Source organism: Streptomyces sp. So13.3 (genome assembly GCF_005860785.2).
Taxonomy (GTDB): domain Bacteria; phylum Actinomycetota; class Actinomycetes; order Streptomycetales; family Streptomycetaceae; genus Actinacidiphila; species Actinacidiphila fildesensis.
Window position 1 is genome coordinate 9,041,959 of the sequence record NZ_CP048835.1, and the last position, 26,037, is coordinate 9,067,995.

At 70.5% G+C, this 26,037-nt stretch carries 19 protein-coding genes and 5 pseudogenes; 14 read left to right on the plus strand and 10 right to left on the minus strand.

Going from position 1 to position 26,037, the window contains the following annotated elements; translation table 11 throughout:
* Positions 1-105 precede the first annotated feature (105 nt).
* The 8 genes and pseudogenes from C8250_RS44185 to C8250_RS40470 form a co-directional block, all read left to right on the plus strand.
* Positions 106-1,359 (plus strand): annotated as a pseudogene (locus C8250_RS44185) (alkaline phosphatase family protein); the annotation flags it as partial.
* Positions 1,360-1,494: 135 nt separating this feature from the next.
* Positions 1,495-2,193, plus strand: a pseudogene (locus tag C8250_RS44190) (chitosanase); the annotation flags it as partial.
* Between the two features lie 207 nt (positions 2,194-2,400).
* Entirely contained in the window at positions 2,401-3,579 is a 1,179-nt protein-coding gene (locus tag C8250_RS40445) for an MFS transporter (RefSeq protein WP_331284142.1), read from the plus strand.
* On the plus strand, positions 3,576-4,571 hold the full coding sequence (locus tag C8250_RS40450; RefSeq protein ID WP_138352008.1) for a hypothetical protein: 996 nt from the start codon (positions 3,576-3,578) through the stop codon (positions 4,569-4,571). Before C8250_RS40445 ends, C8250_RS40450 begins: the two co-directional genes overlap by 4 nt.
* Before the next feature lie 181 nt (positions 4,572-4,752).
* Positions 4,753-5,607 (plus strand): class I SAM-dependent methyltransferase, encoded by an 855-nt coding sequence (locus tag C8250_RS40455; RefSeq protein WP_232485909.1) that lies wholly within the window; start codon positions 4,753-4,755, stop codon positions 5,605-5,607.
* A 57-nt stretch (positions 5,608-5,664) separates the two neighbouring features.
* Positions 5,665-6,649 (plus strand): annotated as a pseudogene (locus C8250_RS40460) (aminoglycoside phosphotransferase family protein).
* A 235-nt stretch (positions 6,650-6,884) separates the two neighbouring features.
* On the plus strand, positions 6,885-7,112 hold the full coding sequence (locus C8250_RS40465; RefSeq protein ID WP_187145183.1) for a hypothetical protein: 228 nt from the start codon (positions 6,885-6,887) through the stop codon (positions 7,110-7,112).
* A gap of 3 nt (positions 7,113-7,115) precedes the next feature.
* Positions 7,116-7,355: pseudogene (locus tag C8250_RS40470) on the plus strand (carbohydrate-binding protein); the annotation flags it as partial.
* A 177-nt stretch (positions 7,356-7,532) separates the two neighbouring features.
* On the opposite strand, the gene C8250_RS40475 reads toward C8250_RS40470, so the two are convergent.
* The 6 genes from C8250_RS40475 to C8250_RS40500 form a co-directional block, all read right to left on the minus strand.
* Positions 7,533-8,981 carry a leucyl aminopeptidase gene (locus C8250_RS40475; protein ID WP_138352006.1) on the minus strand — a complete coding sequence of 483 codons (1,449 nt, stop codon included), beginning with the start codon at positions 8,979-8,981 and terminating at the stop codon, positions 7,533-7,535.
* Entirely contained in the window at positions 8,981-11,644 is a 2,664-nt protein-coding gene (locus C8250_RS40480; RefSeq protein ID WP_138352005.1) for a hypothetical protein, read from the minus strand. Before C8250_RS40480 ends, C8250_RS40475 begins: the two co-directional genes overlap by 1 nt.
* Before the next feature lie 303 nt (positions 11,645-11,947).
* Entirely contained in the window at positions 11,948-13,111 is a 1,164-nt protein-coding gene (locus tag C8250_RS40485) for an aminotransferase class V-fold PLP-dependent enzyme (protein ID WP_138352004.1), read from the minus strand.
* Positions 13,108-14,328, minus strand: a complete 1,221-nt coding sequence (locus tag C8250_RS40490; protein WP_138352003.1) for an MFS transporter — start codon at positions 14,326-14,328, stop codon at positions 13,108-13,110. The genes C8250_RS40485 and C8250_RS40490 overlap by 4 nt, the downstream gene beginning before the upstream one ends.
* A gap of 226 nt (positions 14,329-14,554) precedes the next feature.
* Entirely contained in the window at positions 14,555-15,103 is a 549-nt protein-coding gene (locus C8250_RS40495) for an FABP family protein (protein ID WP_138352002.1), read from the minus strand.
* Positions 15,104-15,436: 333 nt separating this feature from the next.
* Complete coding sequence (locus tag C8250_RS40500) at positions 15,437-16,663, minus strand: serine hydrolase domain-containing protein (protein WP_138352001.1); 1,227 nt, start codon at positions 16,661-16,663, stop codon at positions 15,437-15,439.
* A gap of 263 nt (positions 16,664-16,926) precedes the next feature.
* On the opposite strand from C8250_RS40500, the gene C8250_RS40505 reads away from it, so the two are divergent.
* Positions 16,927-17,265 (plus strand): HEAT repeat domain-containing protein, encoded by a 339-nt coding sequence (locus C8250_RS40505; RefSeq protein ID WP_203218453.1) that lies wholly within the window; start codon positions 16,927-16,929, stop codon positions 17,263-17,265.
* Between the two features lie 25 nt (positions 17,266-17,290).
* On the opposite strand, the gene C8250_RS40510 is transcribed toward C8250_RS40505, so the two are convergent.
* From C8250_RS40510 to C8250_RS40520, 3 genes are all read right to left on the minus strand, one after another.
* The gene (locus tag C8250_RS40510) at positions 17,291-17,716 is read right to left on the minus strand and encodes a DUF3592 domain-containing protein (RefSeq protein WP_187145184.1); all 426 of its coding nucleotides are present in this window, start codon (positions 17,714-17,716) and stop codon (positions 17,291-17,293) included.
* Between the two features lie 108 nt (positions 17,717-17,824).
* Positions 17,825-18,208, minus strand: a complete 384-nt coding sequence (locus C8250_RS40515; protein ID WP_138351999.1) for a VOC family protein — start codon at positions 18,206-18,208, stop codon at positions 17,825-17,827.
* Between the two features lie 103 nt (positions 18,209-18,311).
* The gene (locus C8250_RS40520; RefSeq protein WP_138351998.1) at positions 18,312-19,556 is read right to left on the minus strand and encodes a GNAT family N-acetyltransferase; all 1,245 of its coding nucleotides are present in this window, start codon (positions 19,554-19,556) and stop codon (positions 18,312-18,314) included.
* 405 nt (positions 19,557-19,961) lie between these two features.
* On the opposite strand from C8250_RS40520, the gene C8250_RS40525 reads away from it, so the two are divergent.
* Positions 19,962-20,546, plus strand: coding sequence for a TerD family protein (locus C8250_RS40525; protein WP_138351997.1), 585 nt, complete (start codon positions 19,962-19,964; stop codon positions 20,544-20,546).
* A 141-nt stretch (positions 20,547-20,687) separates the two neighbouring features.
* Here C8250_RS40525 and C8250_RS40530 read toward each other — a convergent pair whose 3' ends face one another.
* Positions 20,688-21,356 (minus strand): DUF4097 family beta strand repeat-containing protein, encoded by a 669-nt coding sequence (locus tag C8250_RS40530; RefSeq protein ID WP_138352092.1) that lies wholly within the window; start codon positions 21,354-21,356, stop codon positions 20,688-20,690.
* Positions 21,357-21,578: 222 nt separating this feature from the next.
* Between C8250_RS40530 and C8250_RS40535 the strand changes: the two genes are divergently transcribed.
* The 4 genes and pseudogenes from C8250_RS40535 to mgtA all read left to right on the plus strand — a co-directional run bounded on the left by C8250_RS40535 (position 21,579) and on the right by mgtA (position 25,989).
* Positions 21,579-22,388, plus strand: coding sequence for a helix-turn-helix domain-containing protein (locus tag C8250_RS40535; RefSeq protein WP_138351996.1), 810 nt, complete (start codon positions 21,579-21,581; stop codon positions 22,386-22,388).
* A 216-nt stretch (positions 22,389-22,604) separates the two neighbouring features.
* A pseudogene (locus tag C8250_RS44195) lies at positions 22,605-22,859 on the plus strand (phosphotransferase); the annotation flags it as partial.
* 179 nt (positions 22,860-23,038) lie between these two features.
* Positions 23,039-23,332: a BON domain-containing protein gene (locus tag C8250_RS40540; protein ID WP_164293176.1), complete on the plus strand. Its 294-nt coding sequence runs from the start codon at positions 23,039-23,041 to the stop codon at positions 23,330-23,332.
* Positions 23,329-25,989 carry a magnesium-translocating P-type ATPase gene (mgtA, locus tag C8250_RS40545; RefSeq protein ID WP_138351994.1) on the plus strand — a complete coding sequence of 887 codons (2,661 nt, stop codon included), beginning with the start codon at positions 23,329-23,331 and terminating at the stop codon, positions 25,987-25,989. Before C8250_RS40540 ends, mgtA begins: the two co-directional genes overlap by 4 nt.
* Positions 25,990-26,037 lie beyond the last annotated feature (48 nt).

Genomic DNA, 26,037 nt, shown 5'->3' on the forward strand with positions numbered 1-26,037 from the left:
GGGGGGCACGGGGCACACGCGCGGCGCGGCGAGCGGTCGCGGCGCGCCCTCATCGCCGCCGGCATGAGTGTGGCTGTGGGCCTGCTCGGTCTGACCGCGACGGCCATGGCGTCCTCCGCCGGCACGAAGGGCGCGACGGCGTCCCCGGCGGCTGTGACCGCCAACGGGATCCCCCAGTTCGACCACGTCGTGGTCGTGACGGAGGAGAACAAGTTCTACGAGGACGTCGTCGGCAGCTCCAACGCCCCGTACATCAACTCCCTTGCCGCTCAGGGCGCGTCGTTCTCCAACATGCACGGGACGACGCACCCCAGCCAGGGCAACTACATCGCGCTCTTCTCGGGTTCCACGCACGGCGTCAACGACGACGACTGTCCGCACGACTACACGTCGGACAACCTCGGCAACCAGCTCCTGACGAGCGGGCACTCCTTCGTCGGCTACTCCGAGGACCTGCCGGCCGACGGATCGAAGGACTGCGGCGACGACGGAAGCAACGGCTACGCCCGCAAGCACAACGGCTGGGTCAACTTCACCAACGTCCCGGCGACCTCGAACCTGCGCTACAGCCGCTTCCCCACGGACTACAGCAAGCTCCCCGACGTGTCGTTCGTGACGCCGAACCTCGACAACGACATGCACGACGGCACCGTCAAGCAGGGCGACGCCTGGCTGAAGAAGAACTTCGACGGCTACGTCCAGTGGGCCAAGACGCACAACAGCGCACTCATCCTGACCTGGGACGAGGACGACGGCGACGACTCCGACAACAAGATCGCCACCATGGTCGTCGGTGCGAACGTCAAGAAGGGCGTCACCTCCAGCACCAAGTACAACCACTACTCGATCCTGCGCACGCTGGAGGACATGTACGGGCTGCCCGCCCTGGGCAGCGCGGCAACGGCGAAGCCGATCACCGACATCTGGGACGTGACGGGCACGCCGCCCACCACCCCGCCCACGACTCCTCCCACCACCCCGCCCACCACACCGCCCTCCGGGTCGGTGAACCTGGCTCGGGGGAAGCCGACCAGCACCTCGTCCACCGAGAGCACGTCGTACTCCGGCGCCAAGGCCGTGGACGGCAGCGCCACCACGCGATGGGCCAGCAAGGAGGGCTCCGACGCGCAGTGGATATCGGTGGACCTCGGCGCCGACACCGCGCTCAGCCGCGTCAAGTTGACCTGGGAATCGGCGTACGGGAAGTCGTACAAGATCCAGACCTCGACGGACGGCAGCACCTGGACGACGGCCTACTCCACGACCACCGGCAACGGTGGCACCGACGACCTGGCCATCAGCGGTCACGGCCGCTACGTGCGGATGTCCGCCAGCCAGCGCGGCACCGCCTACGGCTACTCGCTGTACGAGTTCGAGGTGTACGGCGCCGGGAGCACCACCGCGCCCCCGACGACGCCGCCCACGACTCCTCCTACCACGCCGCCGACCACACCTCCCACCACCCCGCCCGGGGGGTCGAGCGCCGATCTGACGGACCCGCACAAGAAGGAAATCGCGATGGAGCTCGTCTCCAGCGCGGAGAACTCCTCGCTGGACTGGAAGTCGCAGTACACGTACATCGAGGACATCGGTGACGGCCGCGGCTACACCGCCGGGATCGTCGGCTTCTGCTCCGGCACCGGGGGCATGCTCGACCTGGTCCGGCACTACACCGACCTCAAGCCCGGGAACGTCCTGGCCGCGTACCTCCCCGCGCTGGAGAAGGTCAACGGCAGCGCCTCGCACACCGGACTCGACCCGAACTTCGAGGCCGCCTGGCACACCGCGGCCAAGGACACCGTGTTCCAGCGGGCGCAGAACGACGAACGCGACCGGGTGTACTTCAACCCGGCCGTCAGCCAGGCCATGACCGACGGCCTGCACGCACTCGGCCAGTTCGCCTACTACGACGCCATCGTGATGCACGGCCCCGGCGACGACGCGACCAGCTTCGGCGGGATCCGCAAGACCGCCATGAAGAAGGCCAAGACCCCGGCCCAGGGCGGCAACGAGACCACCTACCTGAATGCCTTCCTCGACGCCCGCGCGGCGGCGATGAAGACCGAGGAGGCGCACAGCGACACCAGCCGGGTCGACACCGAACAGCGGGTCTTCCTCAACAACGGCAACCTCAACCTGAATCCGCCGCTGCAGTGGAAGGTCTACGGCGACCCGTACACGATCAACGACTGATCCATCTCCTGCTCACGGGCCCGCCGGCCGGAACGGTCCGGCCGGCGGCCCCCCGCCCCGTGAAGGCTCCTGCAAGAGAGGACAGTCATGTACATCTCGACGAGCCGGGCCGCGCGTCCTCCATCCTCCGAGGCTCCTGCCGCTCCTGCCGCTCCTGTTGTCCCTGCCGCCCCTGTCACCTCCGGCCGGCGCCGGGCGTGGGCCGGCGTGGACTCCAATGTGCTCGCGCTCGGATCGGTCAGCCTGGTCACGGACATCTCCTCCGAGATGATCACCGCGGTGCTGCCGATGTACGTCATCTTCACCCTCGGTCTCAGCCCCCTGCAGTTCGGTGCGCTCAACGGCATGTACTTCGGGGTGACCGCCCTGGTCCGCGTCGCCGGAGGTCACGCCGCGGACCGCTGGCAGCGCCGCAAGCTGGTGGCGGGCAGCGGGTATGCGCTGTCGGCACTGTGCAAGCTGGGCCTGCTCGCGGCCGGCTCCTCCGTACCGGCGCTCGGCGCGGTCATCGCGGCCGACCGTACGGGCAAGGGCCTGCGCACCGGCCCCCGCGACGCGCTGATCTCGCTGAGCAGCACCCCGGAGACACTGGGCCGCTCCTTCGGCGCGCACCGGGCGCTGGACACCACCGGCGCCTTCCTCGGACCGCTGGCGGCCTTCGCACTGCTGCTGGCGACGCCAGGCCGGTACGACACGGTGTTCGTGGCCAGCTTCTGCATCGCCGCGTTCGCGTGCGTGATCCTGGCACTGTTCGTCCGCGACCGGCGACAGCCGCTGGAACAGCACGAGCGGGCGACCGTACGCGACGTGCTCGGCCTGCTGCTCCGGCCCGGATTCCGCCGGGTGGGCATCGGCGTGCTGCTGCTCGGCGCGGTGACGCTCAGCGACTCGTTCGTCTACCTCCTCATCCAGCAGCGCCTGGACATCTCCGCCGAGTACTTCCCACTGCTGCCCCTGGGCACCACCGGCGTGTACCTGCTGATGGCGATGCCGCTCGGGCAACTCGCCGACCGGCTGGGGCGTTTGCGCGTGTTCGTCGCCGGCTACGGGGCACTGCTCCTCGCCTACCTGGCGCTGTTCGGCCCGGTGGGCGGCCCCGTGCTGGTGATCACCACTCTCGTGCTGCACGGGCTGTTCTACGCGGCCACCGACGGGGTTCTCATGGCGGCCATCGGTCCGATGGTGCCCGAACACCTGCGGGCCGCCGGGATGTCGCTGATCCAGACCGGCCAGTCACTGGCCACGCTGGCGTCCTCGGTGCTGTTCGGCGCCGCCTGGTCGGCGTGGGGCCTGCACACCGCACTCGCGGTGGCCCTCTCCGTCCTGGCCGTCGCGATCGCCGCGGCCCTGATGACCCTTCCCCTGCGTGAGGAGAGCACGGCATGAGTGCCAGGAACCGGCTTCTGATCCTGTTGGTGACGGCCCTGGTCGCGGCCACCACCGTCACCGGGTACGTGCTCCGGTCGCGTGCCGACAGCGCCGCCGGCGGTGCGAGCGGGATCGTACGGCTGGACATGTCCGGGCAGATCCTCTTCCGCGACACCTCGCCGGGCGCCTCGTTCGGCCGGATCGCCTCGGTACCCCGCGACCGCCCCGACGCGGCACGGACCACCGGCACCGTGCTGTGCGACCGGCTCTACGCCGCCCACGGCACCGGCATCTGCATGCAGCGCAAGGGCCCGGTCCCCTCCACCCACGTCACGGTGCTCGACCGCGACCTGCACCAGGTACGGCAGGTCAAGACCGAGGGTTTCCCCAACCGGGCCCGGGTCTCGGCCAGCGGAGCCATGCTCTCCTGGACGACCTTCGTCCAGGGCGACTCCTACCTCCGGGACGACTTCTCGACCCGTACCTCGATCCTCGACACCAGGACCGGACACCTGGTCAACAGCATCGAGCAGATCTCGCTGACCCTCGACGGAAAGCCGTACCACGCCGCGGACCTGAACTACTGGGGCGTCACCTTCGCCTCCGACGACAACACCTTCTACGCCACGGCACGCACCTCGGGCCGCACCTACCTGATCCAGGGCGACCTCCGGAAGTGGACCGCCCACACCCTGCGCACCAACGTCGAATGCCCCTCCCTGTCGCCCGACAACACCCGCATCGTGTTCAAGAAGCGGGTCAACGCCAGCGCCAACAGGCCCTGGCGCCTCTACGTCCTGGACCTGGCCACCATGAAGGAGACCCCGCTGGCGGAGGAGCACAGCGTCGACGACCAGGCCGCCTGGCTCGACGACCACACCGTGATGTACGGACTGCCCCGCCACGGAGGAGGCTGGGACGTCTGGTCCGCCCCCGCCGACGGCAGCGGCGCCCCCCGCCTCCTCATCCACGACGCCAACTCCCCGGCCGCGGTGACCCCACAGCGGTGACGCATTCCCGGTGGACTTGCGGGAGCCCAAGGCTGCCCCTGCGACGGCCCCATCAGGAGGCGGCCCGCTGCGTTGCCGATCGGCGAGGATGGCAACATCACCCGCCACGGGGGTTGTGCCGGCACCGGAATGCGCCGATACCTGAGGGTGCGGTCCGCCGAGGGGCGGGGTGCTCTTCAGCATGGAGGTGGCGCAGATGACGCAGCGTTCCGGGGCGACGCAGCCCTCGATCCCGCCCGCGGTCCAGGAGACGTACGGTCCGGCCGATCTCAGTTCGCTGTCGCTGTTCGGCGGAGGGTTCATCAATTTCGGTTACTGGCAGGGCATCGACCTGGACCGGCCGCTGACCGAACACGACCGGATCAGCAGTCAGCAGGCCCTGTACCGCCATGTGCTCAGTACCTTGGCGCCCACGGAGGGACTACGGGCTCTGGAGGTGGGCTGTGGGCTGGGGGTCGGTGCTGGGGTGGCGCTCGAGGAGTGCGGCTTGGCGCATGTCACCGGTATGGACATCCATCCACAGCAGCTCGAGCGCGCCGGGCGGGTCAACGCCGATCTGCTGGCCCGTGACCCCGAGCAGCTGCGCTTCGCACAGGGCGCGGCCGAGGAGATGCCGTTCGGTGATGGCGAGTTCGACTGCCTGTACAGCGTCGAAGCCGCCCAGCACTTCCGCGACCTCGGCGCGTTCGCCCGAGAGACCGCACGCGTGCTGAGGCCCGGTGGCCGCGTCGTCGTCGCCAGCTTCTTCGTCCCCGGCGCCGATCCCGCCGGCGCCGGTCGGCTGGCCGAGTTGCTCGAAACGTTCGCGAACGGTCTGGATGTCGCGCACACCATCCCGTTGCTGGTCGGCAGCCTTGAAGGGGCCGGCCTGGCCGAGGTGCGTGTCGCCTCGATCGGGGCGTCGGTGTGGCCCGGTTGGGACCGCTGGCTGGCGCGAACCTGGGAGCCGGGCACTTGGCCGCGCAACTTCCTGCATGCCTTCCACGAAGGCACCCTCGACTACTTCACGGTCACCGCGGAACGCCCTATGGCATGACGAGCCCCACATCGAGTCGACGGGGACCGCGCCTGCGGTGATCGATAGGTTGTTCGCATGGTCGCGAAAGAGGGTGAGGCCTTTGCAGGGGCGGATGTTGATGACCAGGGATGGTCCGCCACGCGGGCCTGGGTGGAAGAGCGTGTCGGCGCGGGGTGCCGCGTCGACGCCGCCGAACGGTTGCGTGGCGGATGGACTTCGGAAATGCGGCGGGGTGCGCATCAGCGGAACGGGAGAGCCGCAGTGGCTGGTGCTGAGGTCGTTCGTGAAGCCGTTCTTCGTGCAGCACGCCGAGGGGTTGCTCACTCGCGAAGCGGACATCCTGCGCCTGCTCAGCGATACCGATGTGCCAGTGGCGGAATTCCACGGGGTCGACGCGACGGCGGCGTACTGCGACCACCCGTCGTTGCTGATGTCGCTGCTGCCCGGCAGTGTGCGGTTGGGTGGGGAAGAAGCGGGGCTGCGGTCCGAGCTCCTGGCCCGCCAACTCGTCGCCATTCACCAGGTACGGCTCCCGGTCGCGTCCCGACCGCGCGTGTACCAGGCCTGGACGTCGCCCGATCGGGTGCGGCTGCCCGAATCCACCGAGCGGCTGGAGTTGTGGCAGCGCGCTGTGGACGTCATCCGGCGCGATCCCCCTGACTACCGGCCCTGTTTCCTGCACCGGGATTTCCACCCCGGCAACGTGCTCTTCACCGGGCAGGGCGCCCGTTTGGAGATCACCGGCGTCGTCGACTGGGTGGAGACGTCCTGGGGCCCTGCCGATCTGGACGTGGCGCACTGTTCCACGGCCCTGGCTCTCCTGCACGGCGCCCAGAAGGGAATGCGGCTGGCCGATCGGTATCTGGCATCCGGAGGCACGCTGGACGAGGACCCGGCAGCTCACCTGTACTGGCGCGTCCTGGATGCGCTCGCCTTCGCGCCGGACGCCGAGAAGGTCGCGGTGCCCTGGCGGGAAGTGGGACGCGATGACCTGACTCCGGACCTGCTCGCCAGCAGGCTGGAGGACTACCTTGAGGAGCTCTTCCGCCGCTTCGGCTGATCGTCTCCCACCTTGCGGCGCCCGAAGGGGGCCGGGCTCCCACGTGCGGTGTCCGTGAAATCGACGCCCCCTGACGCGGCGAGGGTGAGCGGTGGCGGCACCTGTTTGCGTTTAGTGTGGCGGTTCGAGCGAGGCCAGTTGAACGTCTGGAGCCCGGTATGAAGGCCAACCGTTCCATTCCCGCGGCCACGGTGGTCCCCGTCCTGATCTATCCCGATGTCCGTGCGGCCGTCGGGTGGCTCGGCACACGAACCTGACGGACGGCATGGTGCTCACGGCGTTGGCCACCATTGCGGCCACCGGGGCCGTCAGCGTCCCGGCTCCCGGTATCTGGCGCTTCCATCCCGACAGCGACGGCCTCGACGCGGATGCTGCGCGGGAACGGGCGACGACGGTCATCGACCTGTTCATCTCGTACGGCATTCCCGCGCGGATACCCCGGCAGAGGGGGCCCGTCGACTGACGGGCGCGGGTCGCCAGCGGCGCGGCCGGCGGCGTCAGCGGCCTGGTCGAAGTCCGGCTGGACAGCCAGACCGCCGCCCCGATCGGCAGCTTGTCCGTCGCCAACTCCGGCGGCCGGCAGGCCTGGAAGACGGTGCCGGCGAACATCTCCGCCGTGACGGGCACGCACAACGTGTATCTCACCTTCACCAGCGGCCAGCCGGCCGACTACGTCAATGTCAACTGGTTCGACTTCGGTCACTGAGGAGGATCGAGGGCCTCTCCGTTCTGCTCCCCGCCGCTCGGAGAGGCCCCGCACGCCGTGCGGAACTGCTACCGGGCGCGGCGGGTACCGTGCCGGAGCGACGGATCAGAGGACCGGTGACGACGGCGCGCCGCCAGTCCGGCCGGTGCTGCCCACGGTGGTGCCGGAACGTGGGTGTCAGGTCGCCGGCGGTTCGCGGACCAGCGCGGCCAGGGTGCGCACGCCGAAGCCGGTGGCGCCGTGCACCCACTCGCCGTCCTCGGCGTCGCACAACGCGGTGCCCTGGATGTCCAGGTGGGCCCAGGGGACGCCGGCAGGGACGAACTCCCGCAGGAACAGGCCGGCCAGCAGCGCGGTGCCGTGCCGGTTGCCGATGGTGTAGTTGACCAGGTCGGCGACCGGTGACTCCAACTGCCAGCGGTAGCGGTCGGACAGCGGCAGCGGCCAGACCGGCTCGCCGGCCCGCCCGGCGGCCTGTCGGATGCGGTCCACCAGGACGTCGTCGGTGCCCATCACAGCGGCGATCTTCCGGCCCAGGGCGATGGGGGCGGCGTCCGTCAAGGTGGCCACGTCGATCATCGCGTCCGGCGCGCACTCGCCGGCCAGGGTCAGGGCATCGGCCAGGATGAGCCGTCCCTCGGCGTCGGCGTTGCGCACCTCGACCGTGCGGCCGCCGCGCATCCGCAGCACATCGCCGATGCGTACCGGGTCGCCGTTGGGCATGTTCTCCGTCAGGGGCAGCCAGGCGTCGACCTGCGTGCCGCACCCCAGCCCGGTCAGTACCGACATCGCGCCGAGCACGGCCGCGGCTCCCGCCATGTCGGCCTTCATGGTGAGCATCTCGGCGCTGGGCTTGAGGGACAGTCCGCCAGCGTCGAAGGTGACGCCCTTGCCGATCAGCGCGTACCGGCCCACCGGCCGGTCCGGCCGGTAGGTCAGCCGGACCAGGCGGGGCGGGCGCAGCGAGCCGCGGCCGACCGCGAGCAGGCCGCCGAGGCGTTCGGCGGCGATGCGCTCCTCGTCCCACACCTCGCATCGCAGCCCGCTGTCGGCCGCGACCTTCGCCGCCTGCTCGGCGAACAGTGCGGGCGTCAGGTCCTGGCCGGGCTCGTTGACCAGGTCCCGGGCCAGCAGGGTGGCGGCGGCCAGCCGCTGGCCCTCGTCCAGTGCGGTGCGCTCGGCCGCCCCGCCGCCGCCCGGCAGGAGCAGGTCGACGTGGTCGGGCCCGCACGAGCCGCTCGCGGCGGACTTGTGGCGGGTGAAGCGGTAGCCGCCGAGCAGGAACCCCTCGACGGCGGCGCGCACCGCCGACGGGCCGGGCGCCCGTCCGCCGGGCGCGGGCAGCGGTAGGCCCAGCCGTCCGAACCCGCTTACCGCCCGGGCCAGTTCGGCGACCGCGGACCGGACCGTGTCGTCGTCCAGGGTGGCGCCGGCCCCGAAGCCGAGCAGCACCTGCGCCGGACCGCCCGCCTCTCCGGGCAGCCGGAGCACTTCACCGGGCCGCCCGGTGAAGCCGCAGGCCGCCACGAACCCGGCGGAGGGCACCTGCCCCGGCCGGTCCGTGAAAGCGGGCACGACCACCGCGTCGGTGCCGGTCCGGGACTTCTCCGCGAGCGACCAGCGCATCAGGACCGGTTCCCCTGGCCCGCGTCCGCCGATCCCGTGGCGCCGACCGCAGTCACCTCGTGCGCAGTGGCGCCCCCGTCCGCCGTCACCGCGTGCGCCGCGGTACCCCCGCCCGCCGTCGTCCCCTTGCGGGCCTGGGTCCTGGCCGCGCGTCGCGTCGCGGCCCACGCCTCCAGACCGTCGCGGTACTCCCGGCCCAGCGCCCCCATGCCGTCATCGCGGCCGGTTCTGGCCCAACCGCGGGCGGACGAGACGGCGTACGGGTCGATGCGCAGGGACTGGATGAAGCAGTCCTCGGCCAGTTCCGGCAGTCCGGCCTTGGCCAGGCACTCGCCGGCCAGGCCGTAGCTCATCGCGGTCGAGGTGGGCCCGAGCCGGGCGGCGCGCAGGTAGGCGTCGGCGGCCTCCCGGTGCAGGCCCTGGCGCACCAGGGACTCGGCGAGCTCGATATGGCTCTTGGGCTCGTACGGGTCGAGGGCGATCACTTCCGTGATCCGCCGGTGGGCGAGGTCTTCGCGGCCGAACCCCAGCGCCTCCTTGGAGCGGCTCTCCAAACAGGCGCGCAGGTTCTCCCGCCGCAGGAACTCCTCGTACGGGGTGGCCGACGTGATCGCCCTGGCCAGTTCCTCGGCCCGGTCCATCTCGGCGGTCAACCGCGCCTCGTCGCGCTGCAGGAACGGCACGTAGGTGACGCTGCGGTAGAACCGGCTCTCCAGCATCAGCCGGTCCAGCGGTGTGCAGTCGGGGTCCGCGAGCAGTTCGGTCAGCGCCTGCTCGGCTATGGCCCGCCAGGCCAGCGCCTCGTCCAGCGACTTCGTCTCCCGAGCGTGGAAGACCACGGCGAACACCGCGATCACGAACCGCAGCCGCAGTGGGCAGTCGGGGTGCCGGGCGACGTCGAAGGAGGTGGTGGGGGCGGCCACCTGCTGCCGGCCGCCGCCGACCGAACCCACATAGCGCACCAGGTCGCGCCAGTGGTGCAGCCGTAACTCGGCCGGACCGGACAGTTCAGCGGCGGGGCGCTGCGGGATGAGGTCGAGCACCAGCCGGCCGAAGCCGAGCCGGAACAGCAGCGCGGAGGTGAGCAGCTGCCGGTCCGGGTCCGCCTTCTCGAAGCCGTCGACCCACTCGCACAGGTGCTCCCAGGCGGGGGTGCGCAGGTGCTGGGGCAGCTCCGCCGGATGCGCGACGGCGAACTCCGCGAGCCCGGACTCGCGCACCAGGTTGCCGCGGAAGGCCGGTGGCATCAGGCGCTGGTAGGTGATCTCCGGGGCGGTGCCCGCCGCTGCGTGCCGGTAGGCGAGCGTGGGCAGTTCGGCGTACAGGTTCGGTGACCGGGACCGGCCCAGATTGAAGTAGGACGCGTACATCTGGTAGTGCCAGTTGTTCTCGTACCCGGGCGGCCGGCACGTGCGGCGGCCGGCCCGGCGCGCCACCTTCGCCAGCGCCTCCTCACCGACCCGGGCGTAGCCGTCGACGAGCAGCTGTTTGGTCCTGGCTGAGCGCGGCGCGGCCCGAAAGGCCCGCTCCGCGAGCAGCAACGCGAACTCCTCGTGGCCGGCCTGCCGGGCGCACTCGGCGGCTGCCACCAGCGCGAAACCGGTGCCGAGCGGACCGAGCCGGGCGGCGTGCAGATAGCCGGCCAGTGCCCGATCGGGCCGGCCCAGCCGCTGCTGCGCCTGCGCGGCCTGCATCCGGATCTTGACCGAGTAGGGGTCCAGGGCGATGCCTTCGGCCAGCGCTTGCTGCTCGCCTGCGGCGTCCTCGCGGCGCACCGCGATCTCCAGCCGGCGGTCGATCAGCCGCCGCCGTGCCTCCAGCAGGAGCAACTCGTCATCCGGGCCGGCCGGGGTGAGCGGCTCCAGCGAAGCGGCCGCCGCGGCCAGCAGCGTCGCGGCGCCGTCGAAGTCCTCCTCGCGCTCGGCGCGCATGACCTCGCGCAGGTCCAGCCGGACCGCCGCGATCGCGCACTCGAACGCGGTGCGCCCGCCGGCCGCTCGCGCCAGCAGCTCCCGGGCCTGGCGGGCCAGATCGGGTGCTGCCGCGTCGTCGCCGGCGTGCCGGGCCAGCAGGTAGCCCCAGGAACCGGCGGCCTGGGCGTGGCACAAGGTGTCCGGCGGGTCCTCGACCAGAACCTGAAAGGCCGCGGCGGTGCGCGCGGACAGCCCCTCGGCCTGGAACAGCGCGGCGGCCCGTGCGGCCTGCGCGGTGGCCTCGACCTCGTCGCGGCAGCGCAACCGGTCCAGATCGTCCGGCACGACCTCCAGCACCGCCGCCGGCAGGCACACCGCCACCAGCCACTGGGCCAACGTGGCCCGGTCGACGGGGTCGAGCTCCGCGCGGCGGATGTACGCCTGCGTCAGCCGGGTCCAGGACGCCGAAGCCAAGTGCGCCGGGAGGTCGGTGGGGACCACGGCCCGGTATTCGCGCAGCCGCGACTCCTCGATCAGCAGCCGGCGGTAGCTGGTGGGCATGTTCATCCCGAACCGCAGGGCGGTCGCTGCGCGCTGGTCGAACCGGCGGGCGGCCAGCAGCGGGGCGCGGGCCTGGATCTCGGCCAACGGCGAATCGGCGCCGTCGAGATACGGCCGGTGCACCTCGAACGTCAACCAGCTGGGGGCGTTGACACCGACCACGCCGTGGCTGAACCGCCACCGTTCCATCCGCAGCTCCCGGGTGAGAAAAGGTCTCCCCGCGGCCGCGCACAGGGCGCGACCGCGGGGAGCGTGGTGTGCGGGGCGACGGTCAGGCGCCGCTGTCGATCAGACAGGTCCAGCAGTCAGCGGCACCGGTCGTGATCTCGACCTCGTCCTCGAGCTGCTCCCAGCTCTCGTATTCCTTTTCCATCGGGAATCCCCTCCGTCGCAGCAAGACCCGCACATGTCTGTGCGGGTACGCGTCCTTTGTCGCACGGCGAGCCAACGGCCGCAAGACATTGGGCAGTTGCTGCCACGCCGATTGCCCCTTCAGAGGCGGGCATCGGAGCCCGCCATGGGTCCGGCCAAGGCGTCGAGCAACAGCTCGACCTCGGCCCCGTCCGTCCAGTAGTGCGGCGAGACCCGGATCATGCCGTCCGGGTACGACACATGGATGCCGCGCGCCACCAGCTCCTGAACCAACCGCCCACCGTCCCTTCGCGGATCGGTGAAGCTGACGATGCCCGACCACGCGCCCGCGCCCGCCGGGGACTCGACCCGATAGCCCCCTGCGGCCAGCCCCTCGCGCAACCGCCCCGTCAGCGACTCGATCCGCTCCGCCACCGCTCGGGCGCCCACCGCCGCCAGTTCGTCCAGTGCGGCCGACAGCCCCACCATGCCCAGCACGTCGTACATGCCCCCCTCCACGCGGCCGGCGCCGGACCGCAGCGGCAGGTCGTACCGGAAGTGACCGGGGCCCTTGCTGAGCATGTCGTTGGCCCCGTCGTAGCCGAACCAGCCCGCGGGAACCGAGCGCAACAGTGGCAGCCGCCCGGCCCGGCAGTAGAACAGGCCGGTGCCCGGCGGGCCGCCCAGCCACTTGTGCGCCCCGGCGGCGACGAAATCCACCGGGGTACGGGCCGTCGACAGCGGCAGCGCGCCCAACCCCTGCACCGCGTCCACACAGACCAGCGCGCCCACCGGGGCGGCCAGAGCACACAGCAGGTCGAGGTCGAGCCGGAAACCGGTCGCGAAGTTCACGTGGCTGGCCGCGATCAGCCGGGTCGACGGCCCGATCGCGGCGGCGATGTCGTCCGGCTCATAGCCGCCGTGGCGCATCGCCACCCACCGCAACCGCACTCCCCAACGCTCCTCCAGGGCCCGCCAGGGGTGCACATTGGCCGGGAAGTCCCGATCGAAGACCACGACCTCGTCGCCGGGCGCCCAGCGCAGCCCATCGGCCACCAGATGCAGGCCGGTGGAGGTGTTGGGCACCAGAGCCACCTCGTCCGGGGAGCACTCCAACAGAGCGGCCGCGGTCGCCCGGGCCGCGGCCCGGGCCGGGAAGATCCGCCCCATCCGGGCGCTGCCGTGCGGATAGACCTCGTACAGGGCGCTGCGCATCGCGTCGGCGGCCGGAGCGCGGACCCGGCCGAGCCCGGCGTGGTCGAGGTAGGCGCGCGGCGCCTGGTCACGCCCGTCGGCGGCGGTCATGTGGGCTGCTCCTGAACCCGGCGCGACCGCCGGGAGGTCAGCACGAGCCAGCCGGCCAGCACGATCGGCAGGCCGTGCAGCAGCAGCACCCAGCGGGCCGCCAGGTCGGGGGTCAGGACCACGCTCGTCACCGCCAGCCCCGCCATCAGACCGCCGTTGACGACGATCTGGCAGAACCCGAACGCCTGCCCTCGCTCCTCGTCCGGCAGCTGCTGCAGGGCCTGTTTGAAGGTGATCTCGCTGAACGCGTCGCCCACCCCGGCGACCAGCGCCGCCAGCAGCCGCGGCCACCAACCCGGCAGCCAGAACACCCCGATGAACCCGAGCGACATCACGATGGTCGACAGGCAGAACACCAGCGCGGGAGCCCGCGCCACGATCTGGGTGGCCATCGGCCGCAGCAGGAACCCGGCCACGAACAGCCCGATCGCCCAGACGCTCCACATCGTGCCGGCGAACAGCGCCGGCTCGTCCGGCCGCAACCGGCTGCCCAGAATGGGCAGGCCCACCTGCTGCGAGGCGCTGCCGAACGCGTCGAACCCGCGCAGCACCACCAGCGACGCCACCCCGGTCAGCACCAACAGTGGCCACGTCGGCCGACCGACATCCCGGCCCGCCGCCCCGGCGCCGGCCGGCACCGGCACGGCGGCCGCCTCCCGCAGCGGCAGCCGCAACGCGATGAGCACGACCCCGGACAGCGCATACGTGCCCGCGTCGAGCGCGAACACGCCCCGGAAGCCGAGGACCGGCACGACGACCGTGGCCGCGCCCATCCCCACCACGAACGCGATCCCCTTGAGCCCGGCCAGCACGCTGTTGACGGTTTGCACCCGATCGCCGGCCAGCACCGGCGTCGCCGCCGACAACGTGGCCTCGAAGACCGAGCGGCCGACCCCCAGGAAGAACACCACCGGGTACAGCCACGCCAACTGCGCCCCGGCCGGCAGCACGGCGAGCAGCACCAGGACCGCCATCCGGACGGCGTCCGCGCCGATCATCACCCCGCGCCGGTTCCAGGCGCGCCCGTAGCGGTTGCCCGCCTGTCCGCCGAGGATCGCCCCGGCGTAGAGCGCGACGCTGACCAACCCGGTGGCCAGCGCGGAGCCGGTCCGCTCCCAGACGAACACCGACAGGCAGACGAAGTCCAGCGCGTACCCGGTGTCCGACGCCGCCTTCGCGGCGAGGAACACGGCCAGGCCTGGCCGTGCAGCAGTCATCGCCCCCACCCCCCGGTTCGTCGGCGCCGTCGAACCCGTGAGTATCCTGGCCGATCCCGCCCCGGGGCGCAGGCCGATCGCCGAAAGCACCAGCCCCTCGTCGGGCCGGTACCGCGCCGCGAACGCGCGAATTGCCGTGCAGCGCTGCGTTGATGACGGACCGTCACAGGTACAGCAAGGCCGTGAGAGCGGCGGCGGTGCTGCGGGATCGCTGGCGGTCTCGGGGCTACTCGGCGCGCTCGCGACGGAGCCGGGCCGCGAGGTGGTGCTGGAGCGGTTGGCCGACCGCCGCGAGGTCGTGGACGAAGTCGAGGGTGTCCTCGTCGACCAGGGTGTAGCGACGGCGGGTGGCGGTGACCTTCTTGGCGGTGGGGGCGAGGGCCACCTGATCGCTGGCGAGGTCGATCACACCTGCGGCCGCGCTGCCGACCGAGATCTCCGCGATGCCGGTGGGCTGGGTGATCAGCGCCTCGACGCGCCCCTCGGGCTGGATGCGCCACCACCCGCTCTCCCGGGCTGACGGACGCAGCGGGGCGCCGTCCGCGTCGAGCAGCCAGGCACGCGATTCGTAGTGGAGGAAGGGCCGCCCGTCATGGCTGAAGGTGACCTCCTGCGCGTACTCGAACTCCTCGCCGATCGTGGGATACCCGCCGCGGCCCCGGCCGGCCCAGGTCCCCAGCAGCCCGCTCACCGGGGCGAGCAGTGCGTGTGGCGCCGGCGCTTCGTCCGGTCCCAAGGCATCGGGAAACGGGTACTTCCGGGCGGGGCCGAACATGGCGTGCCTTCCTGGCTGGGTTGGGGCCGGCACCGGCCGGCACGGGCCCAGAGTATGTCCTGCGGATCAAGGCGGGCCCGCTACGTGGGGCACCACACGCCGCCCTGGCGCATGTTGCCGCTTTTTGATCAGCGCAGGCCTCCGGACCGTCACAGGATCGCCAACCGCGAGTGAGCCTCCCGCCCCGGCCAGGGGTGGGAGGCTCACTCGAGTCGGGAAGGTGGATGAGCGGTTCGAAGGGTCGACCGGCCGGATCGTCTTCTTATGGAGCGGCAGCTGCTGTCGCTGCATCGGCCACTACTTCATGCAGTGACGGAGGCCATGAGGTGCGGCTCAGCCGAAGTCGGGAATCGGGTGGTCCGGGACCAGGGCGGCGGCGATTCGCTGGGTGATCGTCTGGGCGGTGTGGCCGTCGGGGGTTTTGGGGCCCGTGGTGGTCGAGACGGCGATGGCCAGGTGCTTAGCGTGGAGGTATGCCTGGGCGGCGGTGTAGCCGAAGAACAGCGGGTGCTGAGAGACCCAGTCGTTCAGGACGAGCAGACCCATGCCGTAGTGGGTGGCCTCGGTGTTCGCGATGCAGATCGTTGCCGGGCAGGTCTTGGTCGGATGGCCCAGGCCCACCGTCCCCGGATTGAGCATTTCCTGGTAGGCGGCGGGGGAGAGCAACTCGCCCGAGCCGATGCCTGCGGCCGTGCGGGCCAGGTCGCAGATGTCCGTGGTCTGTACCGCGCCGGGGGCAGTGGTCCATGAGGGGTTCCAGAAGCTGGACTCCTCGTACTTTCCGCGGTCGGAGGTGAAGGCATGCAGGACGGGCGTCGGAATGTCGGGCGTGAAGCTGTTGCGGGTCTCGCTCAGCCCGAGCGGGCCCATGACCTGCTGTTGGAGCAGGACGTCGAGCGGGGTCCCGGTGATCTTCTCCAGGGCGGCACCGAGGAGGACGAAGTTGGCGTGCGAGTAGCTCCAGTTGGTACCCGGCTCGTACCACAGCGGCTTACTGGTCGAGATGGCCACCAGCTCCTTGGCCGTCCACTGGCGGAACGGGTCCGCATAGACGGCGTCGGAGAAACCGGGGGAGGTGACGTAGTCGATGAGACCGGAGGTGGAGGCGCCGAGCATGCGCAGGGTGATCTGGTGGCCGTGCGGAAGGTCGGGCAGCCAGCGCGCGACGGGATCGTCGAGGTCGACCCTGCCTTCGTCGACCAGCCGCAGGAGCGCCGTGCCCATGTAGCTGATCGCCACGTTGCCGTTCCGGAAGTGCATGGCGGGCTCGGCCGGCACCCCTGTCATCGACTCGCCGAGCGCGGTGGTGATGACCTCGCGACCGTCGACAGTGACCCGCAGGATCACGGACTTGAGATCCATCTCGGCCTTGGCCTGCTCGGCGATCCGCAGGATGTCCCGTGCCGGGCCGCGGCCGGGCAGCGGAGAACTGACGCAGGGCCGGTGGCGGTGATCGCGATCGCTCGCCGCACCGCTGGCGGTCGTGACCGGGGCGCAGAGGGCAAGGAGGGCGGTGGCTGCGGCGAGGCGGAGCAGCGTAATCGGGCGGGCTGGTCTCATGGGCGCAGTATCGGCTTGGAGTGCCCGGAGACCGGCTCAGCGGCCACCCGACCAGCACGAACATCACCCATCGGGCCCGCATCGACGGTCGGGGGACGTGGTGATCGTTCGCAGCTTCCAAGGTGGCGGATGGAGTGGGCTGAGACGCGTCGATCTATCGGGGTGCGAGCGTGCGCAGTAGCTGCTCCGCGGGCGGAGCGCTCACCGAAACGATGTACGCATTTCGGTGTCACAGCCCCGATCGTGGTCATAGCCTGACGGGTGTGACGCACAGGTTCCGTGAGGCGATGCGGTTGATGCGAACTCGCGATCCGCAACGTCGTGAGGACGGGTTCCACCAACTCCTACCGCACGCCGCAGAGCATGTCGACGAGCTCATCGAGGAGTTCGAACAGGAGCAGGACGATCACGGATTGCGCTGCTGGCTGCTCGAGCTCATCGGGGCAGCCCGATCTCCCGCCGCTCTGCCGACTCTCGGCGCTCAGCTCAACAGCCCTGACGAGTCCCTACGACTCCGGGCGGCCGCCGGCCTGACCGAGCTCGACACCCCCGAGGCCCGGACCTTGCTCTGGAAAGCCCGAGCCAACGGCATGATCACCTAGGCTCTCGACGTCGGGTCGGCTGCGGTCAGAGAATGAGTACGCGGACAAGCAACACGACCAACGTGCCTGCTGCCAACACCGACCCCAGCACGGTGAACAGCCGGTCGACCGTCGCTACGTCCCAGCCCTTGATCGCAAACCGACGGGGATCCTCCGGGTCGTATTGGACCGTGACAAAGTTCCCGACTCCGAAGTCGCCCCCGACGCTGCCGCGGCCGAACCTGGATGCGTACTCATACTCGCGGCCGTCCCGGGTCGTCCAGGCTGCGACCGGGTGGTGGAACGTGGCGCCTTCGTTGTCGCGCCTGACATCGTGGCGGACGATTCGCCCCTCTGCGATGACACCTGTGCGACGGAGCGTGCTGGAGCGGCGGAGTCCGTACACGCCGAAGCTGAGGAAGACCGCGCCGATCGTCAGCGGGATGAGCGAGAAGAGCCATTCACGTTCCATGGGTGGTGCGACGCCTTTGTCGGGATGCTGGTTGCGGGTGGGGCTGTGGCAGCCTGCTGGCCACTCTCGACCGGCCGAGCGGTTCGGCGCCATGGGCCACAGGGTGGGTCAGAGTGGCTGGAGTTGGGTGCGCAGGAGGCAGAATTCGTTGCCTTCCGGGTCGGCCAGGCAGTGCCAGCTCTCCGTGCCGGTCTGGCCGACGTCGGCGGGCCTGGCGCCGAGGGCGAGCAGCCGCTCCAACTCGGCGTCCTGATCGCGGTCGGTGGCGTTGACGTCGATGTGCAGGGGGAGCTTGCCGGCCCGCGGGTCGCTGCTGGGGCTGAGGACGAGGGTGGGCTGCGGGCCGCCGAAGCCGGCGTCGGGCGGCCCGATCTCGATGCTTCCGTCGTCCTCCCGGCCGAGTTCGACGTAGCCGAGGACCTGGCTCCAGAAAGCGGCGAGCCGCTCGGGGTCGGCGCAGTCGATGACCAGTTCACTGATGCGGCATGCCATGCGTGTCAGTGTACGGAGGCAACCCGGGAGTCGGTCGTCGGCCGCGCGCCGGAGGACGACGCTGCTACCCGATCGCGTCCTGTGCAGGTCGGCGAGCGCGCGGTCAGAACCAGTGCAGGCAGTGCGGGGACCGTTCGGAGCGGAAGAGGGTGTCGGCGAGGGTGGCCGCGCCCGGGTGGTGGGCGCGGATGTGTCCGGCACGCACGAGCGTGCTCGGGGTGGTGCCGCCGAGGTAGACCGAGCCCAGGTCGCTCACGTCCAGCGACAGGTCGGGCGCCCGGTCCGTCGGGACGCACTCGGCCTTGCCGTCCCGGACGGTCAGCAGGTAGCGGCCGTGCTCGCCGAGGAACGGGTCGTCGACGTCGAGGACGAGCTCGCCGTCCGTGAACCAGCCGCGCGCGGTCAGCGCACGCGGGATGTCCAGCAGCCGCACCCAGAGCCAGTCGGTGTCGCCGCTCACCTCGCCGGCGCGGAAGTCCGCAAGCTGCCAGCGCAGCGGGTGCTCCGGCGGGAAGTGCTTGAACACGACCTGATGGACCAGGTCGTGCCCGAGCACGAACCGGGCCAGGGCCGTGGAGGCGGCATCGCCGGTCGCGATGGTCTCGTCGACCGTCAAGGTGTCGGGCTTGTCGGGCTTGTCGAGCGAGTAACTGGCGTACCCGTCCGGAATGCCGTCGGCGTCCCGGTGGACTGCGACGTAGCGCGGCGCCGGAGAGATCGGGGGCTGTCCCGCGCCCGAGGCCCACCAGCGGTGCGGCCGGGACAGGGCGCCGGGCTGTGCGCGACGGTACCGGTCGTAGACCTCTTCGAGGATCTCGCCGCACTCGGCACGCCGCAGCAGCTCGATCGCGCCGATGTCCGAGCCGGTCGCGGGGGCGTCGGCCGTTCGGTGCGCCCGGGGGAGGGCGAGCCCGGCCTGGTGGCGCGGCACCGTCAGCCGCTGCGTGTAGGTCGCCGGACCGTAGCCGAACCTGCGGTAGATCAGGGCCTCGGAGGCCAGCAGCACGGAGAGGAACTCCCCTCGGGCCCGCAGCTCGCTGAGCTGATGCCGCATCATCGCGCTGAGCACGCCCTGGCGTCGGTGCGAGGGAACGACGCCGACGGCGGTCACCCCGGCGGCCGGGACGAGGACCTCACCGGGCAGAGTGAGCTCGAAGGAGTACGCACCAGCGGTACCGACGGGCCGCCCGTCCGCCGTCATGGCGAGCAGGCTGCGGTCCATTTCGAGCGCCGACCACCAGACCCCGCCACCGTTCTCCTTGGGGGTTTCCGGGAAGCGCCCGAACGCGGCATGGAGGGTGTCGACGAAGACGTCGAGGTCCTGGTCGGTCGTGGGACGGATCTCCATGCTGCCGCTGTCTCCTCGGGATACCGGCACCACGACTCGTGGTGCCCCGCCACAGTGCAGCGTTGACCTGTGGCGGGGTCAAGCGAATTACGGCTGGGCTTGTGTCCAATGGCTGGGTTGGCCGGATCCGGGACGATGGCGACGCCGCTGGACGCAGGACGGGCTGCTGAGCGATGACGGCGGCACGGTCGATCGCCGTCCGTGTGATGCGTTACGAAGGTGCCACTGAACGTCACCAGCGGCCCGTGCTCGCCGTCGAAGTGACCCCGGGCCGGGCGGAAACGACGCACGCCAGAGGTCCTGAAACGGCGCGGCGATCGCTGCTCTTCCTGGACCTGGTGAGCCGGTCGGCGAGGGCACCAGGCACACTGCTGGTACGCAGTCTCATCATCAAGAGGATCACGCATGATCACGCTCACGAAGGAAGACGGCCCGGCGGACCTGGACGGGGTGACCCACCTGTCCATCGGAGCGTCCTGGGATCCCACCGTCGGAAGCAGTGGTGGACTGATAGGGAAGCTCCGTCAGAAGACCGGCACCGACCTTGATCTGATCGCCATCGCCATGCAGGGGACGGAGCCGGTGCGGCTGGCCGGTCTGGACTCCCTGGATCCGTTGGGCAACGGATCGTTGGTGCACAGTGGGGACAATCAGACCGGCCGTGGGGACGGCGACGACGAGACGGTGACCGTCGACTTCGCCCGGGTGCCGACCAACATCACCTCCATCGTGTTCGTTGCCGCCGCGTACAAGAAGCACAGCGCTTTCCAGAAGGCACGGAACATCAGCTTCAAGGTGTACGACGCGACGGGCGGCAGCACCCAGCAGGTCGCCGACATCTGGCCGAGCCTGCTCAGCAACGACAACGGGTGCGCCGTGGCCAAGGCGATCCGGAGCGGTGCGGGCTGGAAGCTCCAGGTGATCAACGAGACCGGGAAGATCAAGCAGGGCGACGAGCAGGCCCTGATGCGCTTCGCCATGAGCAAGTAGCAGAAATGCGGGCAGGCCCCCGGCTCGCGGACGCGAGCCGGGGGCTCCGGCGTGGGCACGGTCTGCCGGTCCGCCCGCCCGCAGCCGTTGGTGAACACCCACCAGTGCTGCCTGGCCGGCCCGCGAGCGGTCGCGTTGGGGCTACAGGCTGTGGGCGGTGATGTTGCCGTGGGCGGTCGTGGCGTGGATGGTCAGGTCGGCGGTGCCTTCGGTGTTCTTGAGCGTGTTGTGGATGCGGCCGTAGGTGGTGCCGGCGTCGAGGCTGGCGGAGACGCCGCGGGCGGCGCCGACCGAGATCTCGCCGACCTGGGTGTGCAGTGTGACGGTGCTGCGGACGGCTTCGGTGATGCGGATGTCGCCCCTTGCGGTGCTGATCTGCGCGGGTCCGCCCAGCCGCCCGATCTCGACGTCGCCGTCGATCGCGGTGAGGTTGACGTTCGCGGCCTCGTCGAGCTTGATCTGTCGGTACGCGCCCTCGAAGGTGACGTCGCCGAGGCGTCCGACGCCCCGGAGCTCGGAGCTGGCGGTCCTGGCCTCGATGTGGGAGCCGGCGGGCAGTTGGACGGTCACCTCGATGGATCCGCTGTTGCCGACGATCCGGTTCTGCGCCGGTGAGGCCTCGATCCGCAGGACGCCGTCGTCATATTCGATCGTGGTCTGTTCCGCGGCTTTCACGTCGCGGCTCTTCGTGGTGTCCGCGGGGAGGATCTCGACCGTGGTGTCGGCGCGGTCGGCGGCGATGAACCGGATGCGTCCCGCGGGGATGTTCAGGACGGCGGAGATCGGGTTCGGGGTGTTGAACTTCTGCATCATGTTCTCCTGCAACTCGTCGTTTCTGATGAAGGAAACGCTACGTTGCATTCAAAGATCTGACAACGGAATCGTTGCGCCTGGACAGTGTAATCGCAGGTGGTGGCCCATAAATCGTTGCAATGGATCTGGAGTTGAATGCAACGACGGCTGCCTGTTCGTTGCAATGAGCTGAGAGTGAACGCTACACTTGAGGCACCACGGAGCACGAAGGAGACCGCGATGCCCGGAGGCAGACTCACCCAGCAGGAACGCCGGCAGATCGCGCTGGGACTGGCCGACGACCTCGCCTACGCCGAGATCGGCAGACGCCTCGACCGTCCGACCTCCACGATCACGCGCGAGGTGACACGTAACGGCGGCCCCACCGGCTACCGCGCCGACCTGGCTCACCGCGCCACCGAACACCGCACCCATCGGCGCAGCCAGGCCGCCCCCCCGGGGTTGGAAGCGCCCGAGCAACCTCACGGACGTGATGCCGAGGCCGTGCGTGAGTACGAGGAAGTGTTCACCACCGTCCTCATGCAGGCGGGGACGCCCAAGATGATGGCCCGGGTGCTGGTCTGCCTCTACACGACCGACGCGGGCAGCCTGACCGCGTCCGAACTCGTGCAGCGCCTCCAGGTCAGCCCGGCGTCCATCTCCAAAGCGATCACGTTCCTCGACGGCCAGGGCCTTATTCGCCGCGAACGTGACGAACGCCGCCGCGAGCGCTACGTGGTCGATGACGACGTCTGGTACCAGGCGATGATGGCCAGCGCCCGGTCCAACGCCCAGATCATCGAGACCGCACGGCAGGGCGTCGGCATTCTCGGCTCAGGCACTCCGGCCGCCGCCCGCCTGGAGAACATCGCCCGCTTTCTCGACTTCGTCAGCGAGAGCATCACCCGCGCCGCACAGCAGGCCCGCGAGGTCCTCCACACACAAGCCGGAACGACCCCGGGCGGTCCTGCCGAGCCGTCTGAGGAGACCTTCGGGACGCGGGAGCCATCCGAAGGGGAGGAACAGGCGGGCACTGCCGGGCCGAACTGACCTTGCCTCCCCTTGCGATGGGGCGTTCGGGGAGGATCGGACCGGGTGGGGGCCACCCGGAGCTTCCGTCCGAGCTCGGCTCTGCGGTGCCGGTCCAGGGCGCGCGCTGAGGATGGGGCGGCCGGCCGGGAAATCCGGTCGACAGGCCGGCCCGGGAAGCAGTGTGATGGCTGCGAGTGCCTGCCGTACCGTGCGGGCCGACCGCAGGAGCTGTTCTTGGCAACGGGGACAACCGCCCACGCCCGTCCGGCGATCGATGCGGAACTGGTCAGGCGCCTGGTCGATGCGCAGTTCCCGCAGTGGGCCGCGTTGCCTCTCAGCCTGCTCGACCCGGCCGGTTCGGACCATGCGATCTACCGGCTGGGCGAGGAACTGTCGGTCCGGCTGCCCCGCCATGCCGGGGCCATCGGGCAGGCCGGGAAGGAGCTCCAGTGGCTTCCCCGGCTCGCCCCGCACCTGCCGCTGGCCATCCGACCGTCCTTCTGGTCCCTTGCCGGTGCTGCCGGGACGGTTCCGCGGCTTGTGGAGTGGGGCGAACATCCTGCCGTCCGACGATGGGGCCGGTCGGACCTCCGGAGGGTCCTGATAGGCCCTGCTGCGCCCACCCCGGCTGCCTCAATGTGGAAGTGGGGACCGGTTCCCGCCGGGTCGTGTCGCCCCTGATCCATCTGCCGAAAAGACGTGAGACCGTGCAGCACCGCACCGTACGAGATGTCATCCTCGGCAGAACGCTGCAGATCACCGAGGGCGCGGTCCAGGTCCAGGTGCAGGAGGGCGTCGTCACCCTCCGCGGAACGCTCGGCCTGCGCAGCCTGGGCCCGCTCGTGGTCCGGCTCGCGCAGGGCGTCGACGGGGTGGTGAACGTCCACGATCCGATGGCCTTCGACGTCGACGACGCCCCGGCCCTCCCGGAACCGTCGGCCGCGCTGCCGGCGACCCCGTGACCGTTCTCGCACCCGCACCGCAGGCCACCGGCTCCGGAATCACCGCGGCGGCCGGCCGGTCCGGCGACGACGCCCTCCGGGCGGCGGGTACGACGCGGGACGGTCTGTCGGCGCGCGAGGCGGCCGAACGGCTGCGCACCTGGGGGCCGAATGCGGTCACCTCCCATCAGGCCAGGCTGCCGGCGGTGCTCTGGCGTCAGCTGCGCTCTCCCTTGCTGGGGTTGCTGCTCGCGGCGGCGACGGCCTCCTACTTCGTCGGGCAACGCGGTGACGCGGTGATCATCGGTGCGATCGTGGCCCTGTCGGTGGGGCTCGGCTTCGTGAACGAGTACCGCGCGGAGAAGGCCGCCGAGGCGCTGCACGGCCAGATCCACCACGAGGCGGTGGTTCTTCGGGACGGCCGTCCCTGCAAGGTTGACGTCACCGAGCTGGTGTCGGGCGATGTGGTCGAGCTGAGGCTTGGAGAGATCGTTCCGGCCGACATCCGGCTTCTTGACGTTGTGAGTCTGGAGTGTGACGAGTCGGTCCTCACGGGGGAGTCGCTGCCACTGCCCAAGGGCACGTCCGCGGTGCCGTCCGGTACCCCGTTGGCCGAGTTGTCGGGCTGCGCTCTGATGGGCACTGTCGTGCACGCCGGCAGTGGCCGGGGGGTGGTGGTGACCACTGGTGCCGCGACGGAGTTCGGGAAGATTGCGGCGGGCCTGGGCACGCACCAGTTGGAGACCGAGTTCCAGGTGGGACTGCGCCGATTCTCGATGATGCTGGTCTACGTCGCGGGCGCGCTGACCACGTCGATCTTCGCCGTCAACGTCCTCCTGCACAAACCGCTGTTGGAAGCGCTGCTGTTCTCGCTGGCGATCGCCGTCGGGATCACGCCGCAGTTGCTGCCGGCCGTGGTGTCGACGAGTCTGGCCGCCGGGTCCCGGCGGATGAGCCGGCGGAAGGTACTGGTCAAGCGGCTGGTGTGCATCGAGGACCTCGGGGACGTCGATGTGCTGTTCACCGACAAGACGGGCACGCTGACCGCCGGCCGCATCGACTTCATGCGAGCGCTGCCCGCCGACGGTTCCACGGCGGACGCGCTGCTGCGCTGGGGCCTGCTGTGCACGGAGAGCGGCGGTGCGGACGGTCCGGCGGTGGGAGGCAATCCCCTGGACGAGGCCCTGTGGGAGTCGGCCGCGTCGCAGAGCCTCCGCGGGACCCTGGCGGGCAGTACTCGGCTCGGGTTGCTGCCGTTCGATCACGACCGGCGTATGGTCTCCGCCGTGGTGCGTGACAGCGCGGGTGTGACGACGCTGGTCACCAAGGGCGCTCCTGAGAGCGTGCTGGAGCGCTGCGTCGATGTTCCTGACGCGGCCCGCGAAGCGCTGGCCGCCGAGTTCGCCGCAGGGAACCGCGTGGTCGCCGTGGCCACCCGTACCCCGGTGGGCGAAGAACGGCCCACTGCCGTGGATGAACGAGGCCTTCGTCTCGCCGGCCTGTTGGTCTTCCTCGACCCGCCCAAACCCGACGCTGCCGCGGCGCTGCTGAGGCTGGCCGGTCTCGGGATCACGGTCAAGATCGTCACGGGGGACAATCCGGCGGTCGCGGTCAAGGTCTGCGACGACCTCGGACTGCCCTCCGGACGAGCGCTGACCGGGGTTGACCTCGACGCGCTGGACGACGCCGAACTCGCCGCGGCGATCGTACGCACCACCGTCTTCGCCCGGGTCAGCCCTGAGCACAAGGCACGGATCGTCCGGATCCAGCGGACGACCGGCGGCGACGTCGCGTTCCTGGGCGACGGAGTCAACGACGCGCTGGCTCTGCACGCCGCCGACGTGGGCATCTCCGTGGAGTCCGGCACCGATGTGGCGAAGGACGCCGCGGACGTGATCCTGCTGGAGAAGGACCTGGATGTGCTCGCGGACGGCGTGGTGGAGGGGCGGCGGATCTTCGCCAACACCATCAAGTACGTCCTCATGGGCACGTCAAGCAACTTCGGCAACATGTTCAGCGCGGCCGGTGCGTCGTTGTTCCTGGGCTTCCTGCCGATGCTGCCGTCCCAGATCCTGCTCAACAACCTGCTCTACGACACCAGCCAGCTGGCGATCCCCACCGACCATGTCGACGAGGAGCAGCTGCGCAGGCCCTCGCACTGGGACATCGGGTTCATCCGCCGCTTCATGGTCTGCTTCGGTCCGATCAGCTCGGTGTTCGACTTCGCCACGTTCGGCGTCATGCTGTGGGTCTTCCACTCCGGACCGGTCCAATTCCGCACCGGGTGGTTCGTGGAGTCCCTGGCGACCCAGGCGTTGGTGATCTTCGCGATCCGCACCCGCCGCAGCCCGTTCTGGCGCAGCCGTCCCAGCCTGCCGCTGACACTGGCCGCCTTCGGGGTGGTCGCGGTGGGAGCGGTACTGCCGGCAACGCCCCTGGCGCACACACTCGGCTTCGCGCCGCTCCCGCTGGGCTTCTTCGCCGCCCTGGCGGCCATGGTGGGCTGCTATCTGGGTCTCATCGAGATCGGCAAACGGCTCTTCTACCGACAACAGTCCGCCGCTCCGACCGATCCGATCCGCAGGCGGGACCCCTGGCGCCATCTGCGGCGTCGTCGGGCCGGCTTCAGCGTTCCCGGCCGGTTGGGCCACCGCCGGCCCCTCGTACGGGCCGGCTGAACAGGGAAGGCAGGACCTGCGCGGCTGAGCCCTGGGGCCCAGCCGCGC